This is a genomic window from Telmatospirillum siberiense (assembly GCF_002845745.1).
GTDB classification, from domain to species: Bacteria; Pseudomonadota; Alphaproteobacteria; order Rhodospirillales; family Magnetospirillaceae; genus Telmatospirillum; species Telmatospirillum siberiense.
This window is the reverse complement of the sequence record NZ_PIUM01000019.1, coordinates 72,250-89,377: the sequence shown is the minus strand read 5'-3', so window position 1 is coordinate 89,377 and position 17,128 is coordinate 72,250. Positions and strand designations below refer to the sequence as shown.

Sequence of the window (17,128 nt, the reverse complement as noted above, 5' to 3'; positions counted from 1 at the left end):
GGCACGCGCTTGGGGATAGGAACAAGCCGTCATGAACGGAGGCCGGGACGATACCGATCCTGGCGGCCAAGGTTCATCGGATGGGAGAGGCGTATGACGATCGATCCGCAGGCGGGCCCGGGTTTCCCTCTTCCGGTCCGAATCCTTGAAACCGATGATGGTCTGGCCGGAATAGGCGCGGATGATTTCCTCTTCGCCGGTCGTCCATCGCCGCTGGCCGTCGCGTTCATTTCGCCCTATCTGGATTTTCCCGCCGTCACGGCGCGTCTGCGGCACCTCGGGGGCGCCACGCCCGTTCTGGCGATGTCGACGGCCGGCGAACTCTGCTCCAGCGGTTTGCCCGGCCCGCTCTATAAGCCGGCCGGCACCGACTGGACCTCGGTCGTCATTCAGATCTTTTCCCCCGATCTGCTGGCCTCGGCGAGCATTCACACGGTTTGCCTGCATAACGACGATATCCGGCAAGGCTCGCCCACCCTGTCCCGCGACGACCGGGTCAAGCGCATCGTCCGATCCCTGGCTTCGGTGAGCCCCTCATTTCGTCTGGATGCCCGGGACAGCCTGGCGCTGACCTTCGTCGACGGCCTGTCGGCTTGCGAGAATTACCTGATGGAGGCGATCTACCGGTCGGCCAGGTTTCCCTGCCTGTTCGTCGGCGGGTCGGCCGGAGGAAAGCTCGATTTCAAGCACACCTATCTTTTCGATGGCCGGCAGGTGCTGGAAAACCATGCCGTCCTCGCCTTCGTCAAGCTGGCCCCCGGCAAGCGATATGGTGTTCTGAAAAGCCAGAACTTCCGCAAGACGGGAACGTCCTTCGTCGTCGTCGACGCGGATCCGGATCGCCGCACGGTGGCGACGGTTTTGAATCCGATCAGCGGCGAGGTGATTCCCTTCATCGATGCCCTGGCCGTGGTCTTGGCCGTCCCCCCCGCCTCGATCATGGAAAATTTGAAAGGTCATACCTTCGGTATCGATCTCGATGGCGAGCTGTTTGTCCGATCGGTCGCCAGGATGGATCTGGAAACGGGTTTCACCACCTTCTTTTGCGATGTCAATCCGGGCGACGAACTGCATCTTTTGCAGGCCACCGACTTCGCCGAGCAAACACGTCTCGATATCGAAACTTTTCTGCGGGGCAAGCCGCCGCCGCTGGCGGCGTTGCTCAACGACTGCATCCTGCGCCGGCTCAACAACGAGAGCGCCCTGGCGGATCTTTCCGGCTTGTGGAAAATTCCGGTTGCCGGATTTTCAACATTTGGAGAACTATTCGGCATAAATATCAATCAAACATTGACGGCCGTTGTTTTCTTTGAGGATGGGGATGAAATATTCAAGAATGATTTCGTTGATTCATTCCCCACGCATTACGCGTCCTTCAGTAACTATTTCATCAGATGCCATCTGAACCGGATCGAGATCCTCAATCGTCTTCGCTCGGAGATGACGCGGCGATTGGCGGTGCATTTCGGGGCCAGCGCCATTCTCGCGCGCGGCATCGAGGGCATGATGACCGAGAGCACGAATGTCCGCAGGACGCTGGATAGCATCCGCACCACCATCGCCAGCGAATTGGCGACGGAAGAACGGGCTCGACAGGCCGAACGCCAACTGGCCGACGCCATCGAAACCATCAACGAGCGGTTCGCCCTTTATGACAAGGATGACCGGCTGGTCATCTGTAACAGTCAATACCGGGACATCTTCGAGGGAAGCGGCGAGATCATCAAACCGGGCCGGACGTTCGCCGAGATCGCGCGGGCAGTGGGAGAGCACGGACTTTACGGCTATGAGGGAGAGGCCTTGGAGACCTTCCTGGCCGAGCGCATCGCCCATCATCACCGCGCCGACGGCGCGGGGCATCTCCATCAGATAGCCGCCGGCCAATGGACCGTCAGCCGGGAATACCGGATGCGGGATGGCGGCATTGTCGCCACCCATACGGATGTCACCGAACTGAAGCGCAGGGAACAGGAAATCGAAGCCCTGAAGCAGCGTTACAAGCTGATCCTCGACTCGGCGGGAGACGGAATCATCGGCATCGACACCGCTGAGGCGGTCACCTTCGCCAATTCCGCCGCCTGCCGGATGCTGGGGGTCACCCCCCAACTCCTCGACGGACTCAACTATCGCCGCGTCCTGGGCGGCATGAGCGCCGCCGAGGATCCGTCGCATGAGCCGCTGGACGGCGAAGCGGGGGAAACCCGGGAGGCGACCTTCACCCGCGCCGACGGATCGGCATTCGTCGCCGAATATGTGCTCGCCCCGATTCACGAGGAGGACAGCGCCGCGGGCGCGGTGCTGGTATTTCGCGATATTTCGTTGCGAAAGTATTACGAAAACAGCCTCGTCGACTATCAGAAGGAGTTGGAGAGCCAAGTGGTGGAGCGTACCCGCAAGCTGTCCGCGGAAATCGATAAGCGTGCGCGGATCGAGCGCGCCTTGCGTGACAGCCAGGGGCGGTTGCTGGCGATCACCGGCAGCCTGTTCGAAGGCGTCCTGCTGGTCGACGATAACGGCGTTATCGTTTTCGCCAACAGCTCGGCTCATCGCTGGCTGGGGATCCGGCACCTGGCCGAACGGGAACTGGACGAGGTCCTCCGTCTCCAGATAGCCGGCGCGGAAATCAATTTCATCGACAGTCCCTTCCGTCAGGTCATCGAGAACGGAAAGACGGTGATCGACGACGATGCTGTTTTCGTAACCGAATCGGGCGGGCGGTTGACCGTGGCCTATGCCACCTCGCCCCTCAACGAGGGTGATCGCCGACGCATGGCCATCGTTTCGTTCCGCAGCATCGACGCGCTGAAAGAGGCCCAACGGGAGGCCTTCCAGGCGTCTCGCCTGGCCAGCGTGGGGCAATTGGCGGCCGGCATCGCCCACGAAATCAATACGCCGATCCAATATGTCGGCGACAACCTGCAGTTCGTGCGCAAAAGCCTGGGCGGTCTCGCCGAGGTCATCACCAAACTGAAGACCCTGCTTGACGAGACGCATCACGCCGACGAGGCGACCCGGTTTTTCGGCGACAAGGATATCGATTACCTGCTGACGGAATTGCCGCAGTCCATCACCGAGTCATTGGACGGCATCGATCATGTCGCCCATATCGTGCGTTCGATGAGGGAATTCGCGCATCCCGGGACGGCCACGAAGGTGGCGGCGAATATCAACCGTGCCATCAGCAGTACGATCACCGTGTCGCGCAACGAATGGAAACAGGTGGCGACGATGGAAACCGACCTCGATCCCGACCTGCCGGCGGTTGCCTGTTTCCCCTCCGACATCAATCAGGTTCTCTTGAACCTTATCGTCAATGCCGCCCATGCCATCGGCTCGATCACGCCGGCCAGGCTGGGGGTCATTCGTATCTCCACCCGGCTGGACGGCGATTTTATCGAGATCCGCGTCGCGGATAGCGGACCGGGAGTGCCGGCGGCGCTTCGCCATAAGATTTTCGATCCCTTTTTCACCACCAAGGCCGTTGGAAAAGGCACCGGTCAGGGATTGGCAATCTGCCGGAATATGGTGGTCAACAAGCACGGAGGAGAAATTTACGTCGAGGAAACCGATGCCGCCGGCGCCACTTTCGTCGTGCGTCTACCGGTCGAGCCGGATGTCGACTGAGGAGGGTGCGGCCAATCGCCGATCGAAGGCTTGACGCGCCGCCTCGACCTCGGGGAGATGGGCCATCATCCAGGCATAGAGGGCTTTGAAGGGTGGCTGGAGCGTGCGTCCGAGCGGGGTGATCTCATATTCGACGGCGACGGGCGATATTGGAATGACGCGCCGCGACACCAATCCGTTCCGTTCCAGGCGTCGCAGGCATTGGGTCAGTGCCTTTTGGGTGACCCCTTCCAGGCGACGCTTGACCGCGTTGAAGCGGAGCGGTCCGGCATCCAGAACGACCAGGATCATCATCGACCATTTGTCGGCGATCTGGTCGAAGAGAAGGCGGCTCGGACAATCCGAGGAGAAGCTTTCGGGACGGCAGTCGGACATGGGCGGTTTCCTTGAGTATACCTGATAGACTTGAGGTGCCTGATTGACGCTAGGTATCTAGAATATATCTTATACTTTCCAATCGCAACGGAGCGTCCCGATGTCATCGCTGTCTGCCGACATTCTCTTCCGCCCTTTTCGCGTCAAATCGCTGGATCTGAAAAACCGCATCGTCATGGCTCCCATGACCCGCTCGTTCGCGCCGAATGGCGTCCCGGGCGAGGCGAACGCCGCCTATTACAAACGCCGCGCCGAAGGGGAGGTGGGGCTGATCCTGTCGGAGGGCACGGTGATCGACAGGCCCGCCTCGCGCAATGATCCCGGCATCCCGTTCTTCCATGGAGAAGCGGCGCTGGCCGGCTGGAAGCGGGTGATCGACGCCGTTCACGGCGCCGGTGGCCGGATGGGGCCCCAGATCTGGCATGTCGGGTCGGTGGCCAGCTTCATGACCGAATGGGTGCCCGACGCTCCCGTGGAGAGTCCCTCGGGCCTTGCCGCGCCGGACAAGCCGCGCGGCGAGACGATGACCGAGGAGGCGATCGCCGACACCGTCGCCGCTTTCGCCAGCGCCGCCGCGAATGCAAAGCGCCTGGGTTTCGATACCGTCGAGATTCACGGCGCCCATGGTTATCTGATCGATCAGTTCTTCTGGAGCGGCACCAACAAGCGCACCGATCGCTACGGTGGCGCGACGATCAAGGAGCGGTCGCGTCTTGCCGCGGAGGTGATCGCCGCGATCCGCTCCGCCGTCGGGCCGGACTTTCCGGTCATTCTCCGCGTCAGTCAGTGGAAGCAGCAGGACTACAAGGCGCGTCTCGCCGAAACGCCCGCCCAGATGACGGACTGGCTGCAGCCGCTGGTCGATGCCGGCGTGGACGTCCTTCACTGCTCGCAGCGCCGTTTCTGGGAACCGGAATTTCCCGAGCTGGACGGCGAGCACGGTCTGAATTTCGCGGGCTGGGCGAAGAAGCTGACCGGCGCCGCGACGATCAGCGTCGGTTCCGTTGGTCTGTCGGGAGACGTCATGGCCGCCTTCAGCGGCGAAGGATCGACCCCCACCGGGCTGGAGCGCCTGATCGAGCGCATGGAGCGTGACGAATTCGACCTGATCGCCGTCGGCCGCGCGCTGATCAGCGATCCGCAATGGGCGATGAAGATTCGCGCCAATGATCGCCGGAACCTGAAGGACTTCAATGTCTCGGCCCTGGCCGAACTGGTCTGAGGGCTTGCATCCCGGTCGGGTCCGCTCGGTCGGTCATGACAGCCAGTAGCGCCAGGCATAGAGGATCGTCATCGCCGTTCCGGCGCCGATGACGATCCGCCGCACATGGATCGCCGGCAGAACGCGGATCAAGAGGCCGCCGCCATATCCGCCGGCGGTCGCTCCGGCCAGCATCATCCCCGTTTCCGGCCAGCGCACCGCGTCCTGGACGATGAAGATGACGGTCGCGGCCAGGGCGACGCAGCTCGCCAGCAGATTTTTCAGCGCTTTTATCGCGCGGATGTCGTTCGGTTCGGTGATCGACAGGCCGGCCGTCAGGATGACGCCGAGACCGGCGCCGAAAAAGCCGCCATAGAGACAAGCCGCGGCCAGGCAGGCGGTGTGAAACCCGCGCGGCTCCGCCTCGCCGGGGCTTCGGCGGCCTTCGCTCCGGGCCTGGAGGCGCGGAGCGAAGGCGAACAGCAGCGTGGCGAACGCGATGAGCGCGGGAACCGGCAAGGTGAACAGGCGTTCGGGAAGCAGCAGCAGAAGGCCGGCGCCGATGGCTCCGCCCGTCAGGGCGATGGCGACGAAGGTCATCGTGCGGCCCGTCGGAGGCGGCAGTTTGCCGCGATCGGCGAAAGCGGCGATCAGGTGCCCCGGCGAAATCGCCACCGCGTTGGAGGCGTTGGCCGCGATGGCCGGCAGCCCCACCGCCAGCATGGCCGGAAAGGTGATGAGCGTGGCGCCCCCCGCCACCGCGTTGACGAGCCCGCCCAACACGCCGGCCGCCAGCAGGACGCCGGCCGTATCGACCTGCATATGTCATTCCTCCCTTTGTCCCGCCTTGGATAAAAGAACGGTGGCACCGGCGTCCCTGCCCATAAGCGCTAGCTTAAGGCCTCTCTCCCGCGGACAAGCGGGAGAGCGGGGGTGGCCGCATCCCGCATCTTGCCGGATCCGTGGCGCCATTATCGGGAACACAGATGAACGGGATGAACACAGATAAGCACAGATGAGCTTTTTCTTTATCTGCGCCCATCCGTGTTCATCTTGTTCATCTGTGTTTCTCTGGAAAGGCGTTGGGAGACAGTGTTCTCCCTCTGGTTTTCGCTTCGGATCTTGCCCGATTCCCCCCCTCCCGCTGACGCGGGAGAGGGCTTATTTGGGGCTTATGCTAGCGCATATGGGCGTCCCTGCCGGTGTTGCGCCGAGAATAGGCGTCCGTACAGGGGGTGTCTGGAACGTTTGTGATTGATTCAGCCGTGCCGGTAGCGACCCGGCGTGGTGCCGAACGTCGCGCGGAACAGCCGGCCGAGGTGGCTCTGGTCGGCGAAATCCGTCTCGGCCGCGACGGCGGCGATCGGCTCGTCGGCGCGCAACAGGCGCCGGGCCAGGTTCAACCGGGCGAGCAGGCGGAACCTGTGCGGGGCGACGCCGACGGCATGGCTTACCCGCCGGCTGAAATCCTCACGGCTTCGCCCCAGGCTCGCCGCCAGATCGCCGATCCGGCCCCGGCTGGTCGTCAAGGCGAGGCGGAGGCTGTCATCTTCGCGCTTCGGCCTTTCGGGGTTCCCGATGGTCGGGGAAAGCGCATCGAAGTCCCTTAAAACGGCGGCCGGACGGATGCCGGTGCCCTCGGTGATGCGCCAATGCTCCCGGATATCGACGACCCGCAGGGAATCCGTCGCGCCGGTGGCCGGCAGATAGAGATTGAGGCAGCGGGTTTCCGCCGTTCCGTTCGCCAGGGGGGCGTGCAGGACATGGGCCGGAATGCAGGCGGCTTTGCCGGCACTCACCGTTATCGCCCGATTTCCGATCAGAAAGGAGCGGGCGCCGGCCAGAACGAAAACCAGCTGGGCTTCGTCATGAAAGTGGGGCCTGAGACCGAGTGAACCGCCGCCATGCCACGAAGCAAGCTCGACGATGCCGGCGGTGTCCGTCCGCCAATAATGCCAATGCGACGCACGGGACGGCTGTGCCGTCGCGACGGGAAAGGACGGCAACGGTGGCCTCGTCGTTTTCAAAAGGTGGACCCGGCCCCGACGGTACCATCGGAGGGGCTCCGCCGGGAAGAGGCGCGCGAGCGGAAGCGTCCCGCAATCGGCGGATTATTCGCGCCGTGCCGGCGAAGGGGGGCCGAGCCGATCGGTCAGCGGCCCGGGCCGGGCGGCCAGAAGAGTGCGGGTATAGTCCTGAGTCGGGGTGAGAAAGACCTTTTCCACCGGACCCTGCTCGACGACCCGTCCGCCATTCAGCACCAGGACGCGGTCGGCGAGGTGGTGGACCAGCCCGATGTCGTGGGAAATGAACAGAAGGGCGGTTTCCAGTTCCGACTGCAGTTCGGCGATCAGGTCGATGACCTGGGCCTGGATGCTGATGTCGAGGGCCGAGACCGGTTCGTCACAGACGATCAGTGCCGGTCTGGCGGCCAGGGCGCGGGCGACCGCGACCCGCTGGCGCTGACCGCCCGACAGGGAAAGCGGCGGGCGTTTCAGATAACCGGCGTCAAGGCCGACCCGGTCGAGCAAGGCGACGATACGATCCTGCCGCCGGGAACGGGGAAGGGACAGCAGATTTTCGCCAATGATGTCGGCGACCCGGTAGCGGGGGTCGAAACTGCTGAGCGGATCCTGGGGAATATATTGCAACGATCGGCGCAACGGGCGCCGGGTCTTCTCCGATATTCCGGACCAGGGCTGGCCCAGAAGGGTCACCCAGCCGGCGTCGGGTTCGACGAGGCCCAGCAGGATCTTGGCGCAGGTGGATTTTCCCGAACCCGACTCCCCGACCAGTCCCAGCACCTCGCCCGAGCGGATGGAAAAAGAGACGTCCGCCAGCGCGGCGAGGCGACCGGCATCGCCGGCGCGTCCCGGATAACGGTAGACTTTGGTAAGCCCGCGTGCCTCCAGGACCGTATCGATTCCGATTGGGGGACGGGGCGGCAGGGGATCGCGCACAATCACGGAGTTCCCCGTGGGGCCGCCGGCCGTTTCCAGGCGGGAGGAGGAAAGGCGGCTTCCGCGCGAGTCCGCCGACGGCACCGCGGCGATCAGTTGGCGGGTATAGGCATGACGCGGTCGTGCCAGCACGCCGCCGGTCGGGCCGGCATCCAGCACCCGGCCGTCCCGCATCACCAGCACCCGGTCGGCCAGATCGGCGACCACCGCCAGATCGTGGCTGATCAGCAGTAGTCCCGCCCCTTCGCCCACCCGCTGGCGCAGGACCTCCAGCACCTGCTTCTGCACGCTGGCGTCGAGCGCGGTGGTGGGTTCGTCGGCGATGATCAGCCGGGGACCGCCGGCGATTGCGGCGGCGATCAGGGCCCGTTGGCGCAGGCCGCCGGACAACTGATGGGCATATTGGCTCGCCCGGACATCGGGATCCGGCATTCCCACCCGGTCCAGCGTGCGGATCACCCGGTCCCGGATCTCGGCGGGGGTGCGCAGCAGACGGTGATGGCGGACCACCTCGCCCACCTCCCGGCCGATGGTGCGCAAGGGATCGAGCGAGACCAGGGCATCTTGCATGACCAGACCGGCGAAGGTACCGCGTAGCCGCTGCCAGTCCGCCGGGCCGAAGTTCCGGGCATCGGCTCCGTCGATCTCGAAACGCCGGGCCGTGACGGCGGCGCCCGGTCCGACCAGGTTCAGCAGGCTCCGGGCGGTGACGCTTTTGCCGGAGCCGGATTCGCCGACCAGGGCCACGCATTCGCCGGGATGGATGACGAGGTCCATATCCTGGACGGCGGGCCGGTGCGGCCCATCGGCGCGGAAACGAATGGTCAATCCCTCGATTGCGACCAGGGGGGCTGTCGCGGGGGTGGAGCGGGAGCTTGATCGGATGGGTATCGGACAGCTCATCAACCGCGCCTTTCGAAGCGCCGTTGCAGGGCGTTGCCGATGACGGTAAAGGCGATCACCGTCAGGGTCAGCGCCGCTCCCGGAAAGACGCCGGGCCACCAGGCGATTCTCAGGACATCCCGGCTTTCCGCCAGCATCACGCCCCATTCCGGGGTCGGCGGCTGTGGGCCGAGGCCGAGGAAGCTCAGGCTTGAAACGGCGAGAATGGTGGTGCCGACATAGACCGTGGCGATCACCGGGATCGCCAGCAGCACATTGGGCAGCAGATGATGAAAAAATACGGCTGCGCGGCTACGACCGTAAATATAGGCCTGGGTGACATAGTCGGCATTCCGCGCCAGTTGGGTTTGGGCCCGCACCACCCGGCCGAACTTGGGGATTCCGGCGACCCCGACCGCGATGGCGACGTTCAGCATGCCCTGGCCGAGGAAGGTGACCACAAGCAGGGCCATCAGGACGCCGGGGAAGGATGAGATGACGTCGAAGAGACGGCAGATCGTTTCGTCCAGCAGGCGGCTCTTCTGACCGCCGGCGATTCCAAGCAATACTCCGAATCCGACGCTGATGGCGGTGGCGCCGAAGCCGATGGACAGGGAATAGCGGGCGCCATAGAGCGTTCGCGCCAGAACATCGCGTCCCAGTCGGTCGGTGCCGAAGGGATGGGTGGCGTTGGGCGCCCGCAACCCGGCCAAGGCATCGCCCTCCAGCGGATCATAGGCGGTCAGCAGATGGGGCGTCGCCAGGACCATGGCCAGCAAGAGCAAGAAAGCCCCGGCCGCGAGGAAGCCTTTCCATTGCCAGAGGACCGCGATGACGCGCCGAATCGCCGCGCCTGGCGCAGCCGGACCCGTTCGGCCCGACGGATCGGACAGGAGGGTCGCCGCTTCGGAGGGAGTTGCTTCGCTCATTGCGCTTTCAGCCTCGGGTCGACGAGGACATAGAGAATGTCGAGCAGGGTCGAGGCCGCCACATGGATGAAGGCGGCCATCAGCACCACGGCCAGCACTACCGGAACATCGTGGGAGAGGACGGCGTTCAGCGTGACGGTTCCCAGTCCCGGCCGGCCGAACACCTTCTCGGTGATGACGGCTCCACCCAAAAGGCCGCCGATCAGCCAGCCGCCGAGGGTCACCGCCGGCAGGGCGGCATGGCGCAGCACATGGCGCAGGCGGAGCGGCCATTCGCCCAGGCCCCGAGAGCGGATGGTGACGACAAAGGGCTGCTCCAGCGTCTTTTCCATGGAGTCGCGCAGAACCTGGGCCAGAAGGCCGGCCGTCGGCAGGGCCAGGGCGACGCTGGGCAGGACCAGGGCCTGCCATCCTTGCGCCCCGGAAACGGGAAACCAGCGCAAAGAGAAGGAAAAGGCCATCAACAGCAGGATGCCGAGCCAGAACACCGGGGTGGAGGCGAACAGCAGTTCGAGAAGGGCGGCGAGGGCGCGGGCCGAGCGGCTCCGCCCAGCCGTCGCCGAGGCGGCCAGCACGGCCAGCACCAGGGCCAGCAGCCCGGCCGCCAGGGCCAGTTGGACGGTGGGCATGACCTGAGATCCGAGCACGCCGCCGACCGGCTGACGAAGGACGTAGGAGGTACCGAAATCGCCGGAAGCGATGCGCAGTAAGAAGTCCAGATACTGTTCCGCCGGGCTCCGGTTCAGGCCCCATTCGGTGGCGATCGCCTCGCGCAGGCCCGGATAATCGAGGTCGCCGGCCAGGATGTCCTCGATTCGGCCGGGTAAGGTATGCAGGGCCAGGAAGGCGAAGGTAACGCTGCCCCAGGCTACCATCAGGCTGGTCGACAACCGCGATAGGATTCGCCGCCACATGCCGCCCGCCCCCTTACTTCGCCGTCAGCCAGACATCATGGAAATTGGACGGCGAATCGAGCTGAGTCTCGAAGGACAGGCCATGCACCGTATCCCTGGCGGCGAGCTGATAGTTCGCCGAGAACAGGGGTACGATGAAGGCCTGGTCCACCGCACGCCGCTGGGCGGCCCGCACCAGCCGCGTTTTTTCATCCTGGCTGGTGGCCTGCAAGGCGTCGTTAATCAAGCGGAACAACTCCTTGTCGCCCTTGTCGGCCACGCCGCGGATGAATCCCTGCTCGCCGATGTTGGCGGACAATTCCTGGGCGGCGTCGGCCGGGAGATAGGTATTGGGATAGATCGTCCAATTGCCCTTCTCCTTTTGCTGGGCCCATTCGCCTCCTGTGATGAAGCGCAGCCGGAGATCGAAACCCAGGTTCTTGCGCAATTGCGCCTGCAGCCCCTGGATCAGGATATCCCGGTTGTCGCGGACAAAGGGCTGCGGATAGCCCACCTCGATGGCGAGGCGTTGGCCGTCCCTGGTCCGGAAGCCTTCGCTGTCGCGCCCGGTCCAGCCGGCCTCGTCCAACAGCCGGTTGGCCTGTTCCACGTTCTTGCCCCAACTGCCGTCCAGGCTCTTGTCGTAGAAGGGGTTGTCGGGGGCGATGTTGGACCAGGCGCGCCGTACCGTGCCCAGATAGACGCTGTCGACCAGGGCGGCGATGTCGGCGCCGTCCCGCAAGGCTCGTCTCACGCGGATATCGGTGGCCGGCGGAATGGTGTAGTTGACGTTCAGGGTGAATGAGGTCTGGGCGCCGGAAGGTCCGATGATGAACTGGAAGCCCGGCTGGTCCTTGAACAAACCGATGTCGGTGGGTTGTATCCCCTCGATGACGTCGACCTGGCCGGAGGACAGAGCACCGGCACGCACCGAATATTCCGGGAGGAACCGGACGATCAGCCTGTCCAGATAGGCTGGACCCTGATGGGCCGCGTAGCCGGGCGCCCAGTTGTAGGCGTCGTTCCTGACGAAGCTCGCCGACTGGCCGCGGACATAGCTTTCGAACTTGAAAGGTCCGCTGCCGGCCAGGGCGGGGCCACCCGAGCAGAGGCGATCGCCTGACTGCAGGGATTTGGGCGACAGGATGCCGAGCCTGATGCTGGCCAGGGATTCCAGCAGGGCCGAATCGGGTTTCGCGAGATGGAGGGTCACCTCGTGGGATGCCGTCGCCTCGACATGCTCCACCGCTTGCAACAGCTGACCGGCGGCATTGGTGTTGGCCTTGTCCCTGACGAAATCCAGGTTGAATTTGACCGCCTCGGCGTCGAGGGGCGTCCCATCATGGAATGTGACGCCTTCGCGCAGCTTGAAGACATAGATCCTGCCATCGGCGGACACCGTCCATTCGCGGGCAAGCCAGGGCAGAAACCGTCCCGAGACGTCCTTGGCCAGAAGGGAATCGACCAGGTTGCGGCTGAGGATGAAGGAGTTCTGCTGCTCCGAGCGTTGCGGATTGAAGCAGACCGGCTCGGTGGTGACGCCGAACGTCACCTGGCCGCCGCTTTTCGGTGTCGTCGTCTGTGTTGCGGACATGGCGGAGACGGACCAGAACCCGGCCACCAGGAAAAGCAGGGTGATTGAAATACCGCGGGAGGAGGAAACCGAACCTATAGGACTGGCCATGTGACGCCGGGCTCCGGAGATGGTGGCGAAGGGAGGCAAACTCCGGCGCATTAGTATATTATTTCGATCTACTAAAACATACAAAAGTGTATAACATATGTTATTAGCATAACTAATTTGTTATTTCCCCCCGGGGAGCCGAAGTGGGCGGGACCTTCCGATGCCGCGAATGGAACGTGAACCCACGGGTCCGCTCGCCGACCGGTGATCAGGCTGGGGGCGCGAAGACCTGGTCCAGATCGGCGACGATTCCCTTTTCCAGCAGGCCGTCTTCCGCCTGTGGACGCAGGATCGCCATGGCCTCCCGGTGGGGCAGGGAACGCCGATAGGGGCGTTCCTCGGTCAGGGCCTGGTAGATGTCCAGGCAGGCCATCAGCCGCGAGTTGAAGTCCAGCCGCCCGGCCGTCAGGCCCAGCGGGTAGCCCGAGCCGTCCAGGCGTTCGTGATGGTTGGCCGCCCACTCGGTGATATCGGCAAAACCCTCTATGCGCTCGAGACACCGCCGCGTGTAGTAGGTGTGTTCCTGCATCTTGCGGAACTCAAAGGGAGTCAGGCGGTCGGGTTTGTCGAGGATGGAATTGGGAATGGCCAGCTTGCCGATGTCGTGGAGGCTGGCGGCGATTCGCACCTTGATATTTGTTTCGTGATCGAATTGATAAAATTCGGCCATCCGCGCGGCCTTCTCCTCCAGACCGCTCGAATGGCGCTGGGTGAACTGCGACTTGCAGTCGACGATGCGGCTGAACACGCGGCTGATTTCCAGGATCCTGTCCCATGACAGCTCCTGCCAGATGTCGGGGACGCGTTCCTTCAGGGCCTGATCGATGAAATCGTCCTGGAGATCCAGCCAAAAGGCTGGCTTCGCGGCGATTTCATCGAATAGATCGCAATTTCGGGGAGAAAACGCCTGGCTCCGCATCCCGGCGACGGCGTCCGCGATTTTTTCCCGGTTTGCCTGGTCGGGCGTGCTGAAATCGAACAGGAGATCCACGTAATCGGCAAAGCCGATGATCCGCGCCGCCAGGGGAATGTCCTCGCCCGCCAGCCCGAAGAAGCCCTGTCCGTCATATTGCTCGTGGTGATGCTTGATGGCCCCCCTCACTTCGGTCAGGAAGGGAAAGGCGGCCAGATTATGTTCTCCGATCTCGCAATGCGCCGTCAGATTTTCGGCGTGACGCATTCTTTCGACGTTCACCGGCAGGGCCGACGAGGTCAACAGAGCCTCGGTCAGTCCGTTGTCGTGAAGCAGCGCCAGCGCGACGGCGTCGAAGATTTCCGCGTCCGACAGGCCTGCCCGCTCGATGAGCCGGGCGGTGATGTAGGCAACCCGCCGTCCATGGTTGGAGGCCACGCCGAGCAGGTCAGACTCAACGAAGTCGAGCATCGTCGAGAGGGCGAGAAGAAACGAATTGAGATTGAAACGCAACGGGGCAGTCCTTGAAGCCGAAAGGGCAGGATCGCCTACCATGATATGTATGTGGTTTGACTTTTGCGACTTTTCCGGCAAGCAACTCAGCCATGCGCCGCCTTCAGCGGTTTACCGCCGCCAGGACGGCGTTCAACAGGCCGGGAAAGCGACGATCGAACTCCTCGCGGCGAAGGGCGTTCATATGGACGACGCCTTCATTGCGGGTGCGCACGAGTCCGGCTTCGCGCAGAACGCGGAAATGATGCGAGACGCTCGATTTCGGACGCCCGCCGTCCAATGCCGCGCAACTTGCTTCGCCGTCCATCGCCAGTTTCGAAACGATATCGAGGCGGACGGGATCGCTGAGGGCATGCAACGCGTCCGCCAGCGCGACCTCCTCGATCGGTGGGTGCTTGAAGGCTCTCAAGGAATCCTCGCTATCCGGGTCATGGTGGAATTTTCCTATCACGACCGGTTCCATTTTGCCATAGTTCGTATATATTCGAAATATAGAATGATGCGGCGCCCTCAAACGCGCCCCCTTTCATGGAGTTTTCCCCTCATGCCCACCTTGTTCGAACCCTTTTCCCTCAAGGGCGTTACCTTGCGGAACCGGATCGCGGTTTCGCCCATGTGCCAGTACATGGCCACGGACGGACTGGCCAACGATTGGCACCAGGCCCATTACACCAGCCTGGCGCGCGGTGGCGCCGGTCTGGTCATCGTCGAGGCGACGGCGGTCTCGCCGGAAGGGCGGATCACTCCCGGTTGCCTGGGCCTGTGGAGCGACGCCCATGCCGAGGCCCTGCGTCCGATCGCGGCCGCGATCGAGGCGGCCGGCGCCGTTCCCGGCATCCAGATCGGTCATGCCGGCCGCAAGGCCAGCGCCAACCGCCCGTGGGAGGGCGACGATCACATGGCCGAGAGCGACCCGCGCGGCTGGCCGACCATCGCGCCCTCGGCGGTGGCTTACGGGGATGGGCTGCCGAAGGTTCCGCGCGCCATGACGCAAGACGACATCGAGCGGGTGAGGCGCGATTTCGTCGCCGCCGCCAAGCGGGCGCGCGACGCCGGCTTCCGCTGGCTGACCCTGCATTTCGCCCATGGCTACCTGGCCCAGAGCTTTTTCTCGCCCCATTCGAACCATCGCCAGGACGCTTATGGCGGAAGTGCCGCCAACCGTGGTCGTTTCCTGATCGAAACGTTGGCCGCCATTCGCCAGGTGTGGCCGGAAGACCGCGCCTTGACCGCGCGTTTCGGCGTGATCGAATTCGACGGCCGGGATGAGGAGACATTGGTCGAATCCATCGAACTGGTTCAGCAGTTCAAGGCCCAGGGGCTCGACTTCATCGATGTCAGCATGGGCTTTTCGACGCCCGAGGCGAAGATCCCCTGGGGCCCGGCGTTCATCGCTCCGATCGCCGAGAGGGTTCGCCGGGAAACCGGCCTGCCGGGATCGACCACCTGGAACCTCGGCGGTCCCGAACGGGCCGACGGTCTGATCCGCGACGGCAAGATCGACGTCGCCATGATCGGCCGGCCGCTTCTGGCCAATCCCCATTGGCCTTACGCCGCCGCCCTGGCGCTGGGGCTCGACCGCCCGTCCTGGGTATTGCCGGCTCCCTACGCCCATTGGCTGGAACGTTACCGTTCGGAATAATCGGGCGGGTTCCGCCGTTCATTCACCGCCGGTTTCGGGCATCGCGTCGAAGCGCGCCCGGGCCCGGCGGATTTCCGGGAAATTTTCAGCCGCCCAGGCCACCAGTCCGCCGAGGGGCGGCAAAACCGTCCGGCCCAGCGGCGACAGGCGGTATTCGACGCTGGGCGGCTTGGTCGGAAAGACATGGCGGGTGGCCAAGCCGTCCCGTTCCAGTCCGCGCAGGGTCTGCGTCAGCATGCGCTTCGAAATGTCGGGAATGATCCGGTGCAACTCGCTGAAGCGCCGCGGCCGTTCGGCCAGGGCGCTGAGCGTGAGCGCCGTCCATTTGTCGCCGATGCGGTCGAGGACGTTGCGCACCGGACAGGCGGTGGCGTCGAATCCGGCGGCCTGCCATTCGCTGAAGCTGAGGCCGGGAGGAACGCCGCCGCTCATCGGTGGTTCCTGAAAAGTAACCTGGGCATGATAATCTGCCTCCTTCCTTAGGTCGATATCAGTCTCTAAATAAGACCTGGTCTCAAAATTAGACAATAAGGATTATTATTTCATGCCCATCTCCTCCACCCGCTTGCTCGTCACCGGCGCCGGCGGCCAACTCGGTCATCTGGTGGTGTCCCGCCTGCTCGAACTGGTGCCGCCGTCGCAGATCGTCGCCACCGTGCGCAATGTCGAAGCCGGTCGTTCCCTGGCTGCCCGGGGCGTCGAGATCCGCATCGCCGATTACACCCGGTCCGAGACGCTGGACGCCGCATTCGCCGGCATTGGCCGTCTGCTGCTGATCTCCTCCAACGCCCTCGGCCAGCGCGTCGCCCAGCACAAAAACGTCATCGAAGCGGCCAAGCGCGCCGGTGTCGGTCTGCTCGCCTATACCAGTCTCCTGCGCGCCGACGGCAGTCCCCTCGGTCTCGCCGGGGAACATCGCGAGACGGAAGCCCTGCTGCGGAACTCGGGCCTGCCATTCGTTCTCCTGCGCAACGGCTGGTACACCGAAAATTACACGGCGGCCGTTCCCACCGCTCTCGCCCATGGCGTTCTCATCGGCGGGGCCGGGGCCGGCCGCATCGCCTCGGCGGCGCGTGCCGACTATGCCGCGGCGGCGGCGGCGGTTCTGACGGCGACGGAAAATTTGGGCGGCCGCACGTTCGAACTGGCCGGCGACCAGTCCTACACGCTGACCGAGCTGGCCGCCGAGATCACCCGGCAATCCGGCCGTCAAGTCGTCTACAAGAACCTGTCCCGGGCCGACCATAAGGCGGCCTTGCTGGGGGCGGGCCTGCCGGAGCCGGTGGCCGATCTTCTGTCCGATAGCGATGCCGGCGCCGCCAAGGGCGCCCTGTTCGACGACGGCCGGCAGTTGAGCACACTGATCGGCCGGCCGACCACGCCGCTGGCGGCCAGTATCACCGCGGCCCTCAAGCAATAGAGCGGGAGCTATTGGAAAGAGCGGCATCGAAGACCCATGTCTTGCGGTGAACACCGGCGGAAGGGCGGCTCGCCCCTCCGCCGGTGTTCAAG

General features: G+C 64.1%; 14 protein-coding genes. 4 read left to right on the top strand and 10 right to left on the bottom strand.

Features of this window, described 5'->3' with window-relative positions; all coding sequences use genetic code 11:
- Positions 1-93 precede the first annotated feature (93 nt).
- Positions 94-3,624, top strand: a complete 3,531-nt coding sequence (locus tag CWS72_RS16045) for an FIST N-terminal domain-containing protein (RefSeq protein WP_101251636.1) — start codon at positions 94-96, stop codon at positions 3,622-3,624.
- Here CWS72_RS16045 and CWS72_RS16040 read toward each other — a convergent pair.
- Positions 3,598-3,999 carry a winged helix-turn-helix transcriptional regulator gene (locus CWS72_RS16040; protein ID WP_101251635.1) on the bottom strand — a complete coding sequence of 134 codons (402 nt, stop codon included), beginning with the start codon at positions 3,997-3,999 and terminating at the stop codon, positions 3,598-3,600. The genes CWS72_RS16045 and CWS72_RS16040 overlap by 27 nt on opposite strands.
- A 100-nt stretch (positions 4,000-4,099) precedes the next feature.
- Between CWS72_RS16040 and CWS72_RS16035 the strand changes: the two genes are divergently transcribed.
- Complete coding sequence (locus CWS72_RS16035; RefSeq protein ID WP_101251634.1) at positions 4,100-5,221, top strand: NADH:flavin oxidoreductase; 1,122 nt, start codon at positions 4,100-4,102, stop codon at positions 5,219-5,221.
- Between the two features lie 33 nt (positions 5,222-5,254).
- Here the strand turns inward: CWS72_RS16035 and CWS72_RS16030 are convergent, their stop codons facing one another.
- From CWS72_RS16030 to CWS72_RS15995, 8 genes are all read right to left on the bottom strand, one after another.
- Positions 5,255-6,022: a sulfite exporter TauE/SafE family protein gene (locus CWS72_RS16030; protein WP_101251633.1), complete on the bottom strand. Its 768-nt coding sequence runs from the start codon at positions 6,020-6,022 to the stop codon at positions 5,255-5,257.
- A gap of 437 nt (positions 6,023-6,459) precedes the next feature.
- Positions 6,460-7,206: a helix-turn-helix domain-containing protein gene (locus tag CWS72_RS16025; protein ID WP_158240684.1), complete on the bottom strand. Its 747-nt coding sequence runs from the start codon at positions 7,204-7,206 to the stop codon at positions 6,460-6,462.
- Positions 7,207-7,311: 105 nt separating this feature from the next.
- The gene (gene nikE, locus CWS72_RS16020) at positions 7,312-9,063 is read right to left on the bottom strand and encodes a nickel ABC transporter ATP-binding protein NikE (RefSeq protein WP_101251631.1); all 1,752 of its coding nucleotides are present in this window, start codon (positions 9,061-9,063) and stop codon (positions 7,312-7,314) included.
- Positions 9,063-9,971, bottom strand: a complete 909-nt coding sequence (locus CWS72_RS16015) for an ABC transporter permease (protein WP_101251630.1) — start codon at positions 9,969-9,971, stop codon at positions 9,063-9,065. Before CWS72_RS16015 ends, nikE begins: the two co-directional genes overlap by 1 nt.
- Positions 9,968-10,885, bottom strand: a complete 918-nt coding sequence (locus CWS72_RS16010; protein ID WP_101251629.1) for an ABC transporter permease — start codon at positions 10,883-10,885, stop codon at positions 9,968-9,970. Before CWS72_RS16010 ends, CWS72_RS16015 begins: the two co-directional genes overlap by 4 nt.
- Before the next feature lie 13 nt (positions 10,886-10,898).
- Positions 10,899-12,548, bottom strand: a complete 1,650-nt coding sequence (locus tag CWS72_RS16005; RefSeq protein ID WP_158240683.1) for an ABC transporter substrate-binding protein — start codon at positions 12,546-12,548, stop codon at positions 10,899-10,901.
- Positions 12,549-12,756: 208 nt separating this feature from the next.
- The gene (locus CWS72_RS16000; RefSeq protein ID WP_158240682.1) at positions 12,757-13,974 is read right to left on the bottom strand and encodes an HD-GYP domain-containing protein; all 1,218 of its coding nucleotides are present in this window, start codon (positions 13,972-13,974) and stop codon (positions 12,757-12,759) included.
- Positions 13,975-14,077: 103 nt separating this feature from the next.
- Positions 14,078-14,425, bottom strand: coding sequence for an ArsR/SmtB family transcription factor (locus tag CWS72_RS15995; RefSeq protein WP_420824071.1), 348 nt, complete (start codon positions 14,423-14,425; stop codon positions 14,078-14,080).
- Between the two features lie 93 nt (positions 14,426-14,518).
- Here CWS72_RS15995 and CWS72_RS15990 point away from each other — a divergent pair, with 93 nt between their 5' ends.
- Positions 14,519-15,616 (top strand): NADH:flavin oxidoreductase/NADH oxidase, encoded by a 1,098-nt coding sequence (locus tag CWS72_RS15990; RefSeq protein ID WP_101251626.1) that lies wholly within the window; start codon positions 14,519-14,521, stop codon positions 15,614-15,616.
- A gap of 18 nt (positions 15,617-15,634) precedes the next feature.
- Here CWS72_RS15990 and CWS72_RS15985 read toward each other — a convergent pair whose 3' ends face one another.
- Positions 15,635-16,048 carry a winged helix-turn-helix transcriptional regulator gene (locus CWS72_RS15985; protein WP_101251625.1) on the bottom strand — a complete coding sequence of 138 codons (414 nt, stop codon included), beginning with the start codon at positions 16,046-16,048 and terminating at the stop codon, positions 15,635-15,637.
- A 112-nt stretch (positions 16,049-16,160) separates the two neighbouring features.
- Between CWS72_RS15985 and CWS72_RS15980 the strand changes: the two genes are divergently transcribed.
- Positions 16,161-17,036: an SDR family oxidoreductase gene (locus CWS72_RS15980; protein WP_199175723.1), complete on the top strand. Its 876-nt coding sequence runs from the start codon at positions 16,161-16,163 to the stop codon at positions 17,034-17,036.
- The last annotated feature ends 92 nt before the right edge of the window (positions 17,037-17,128 follow it).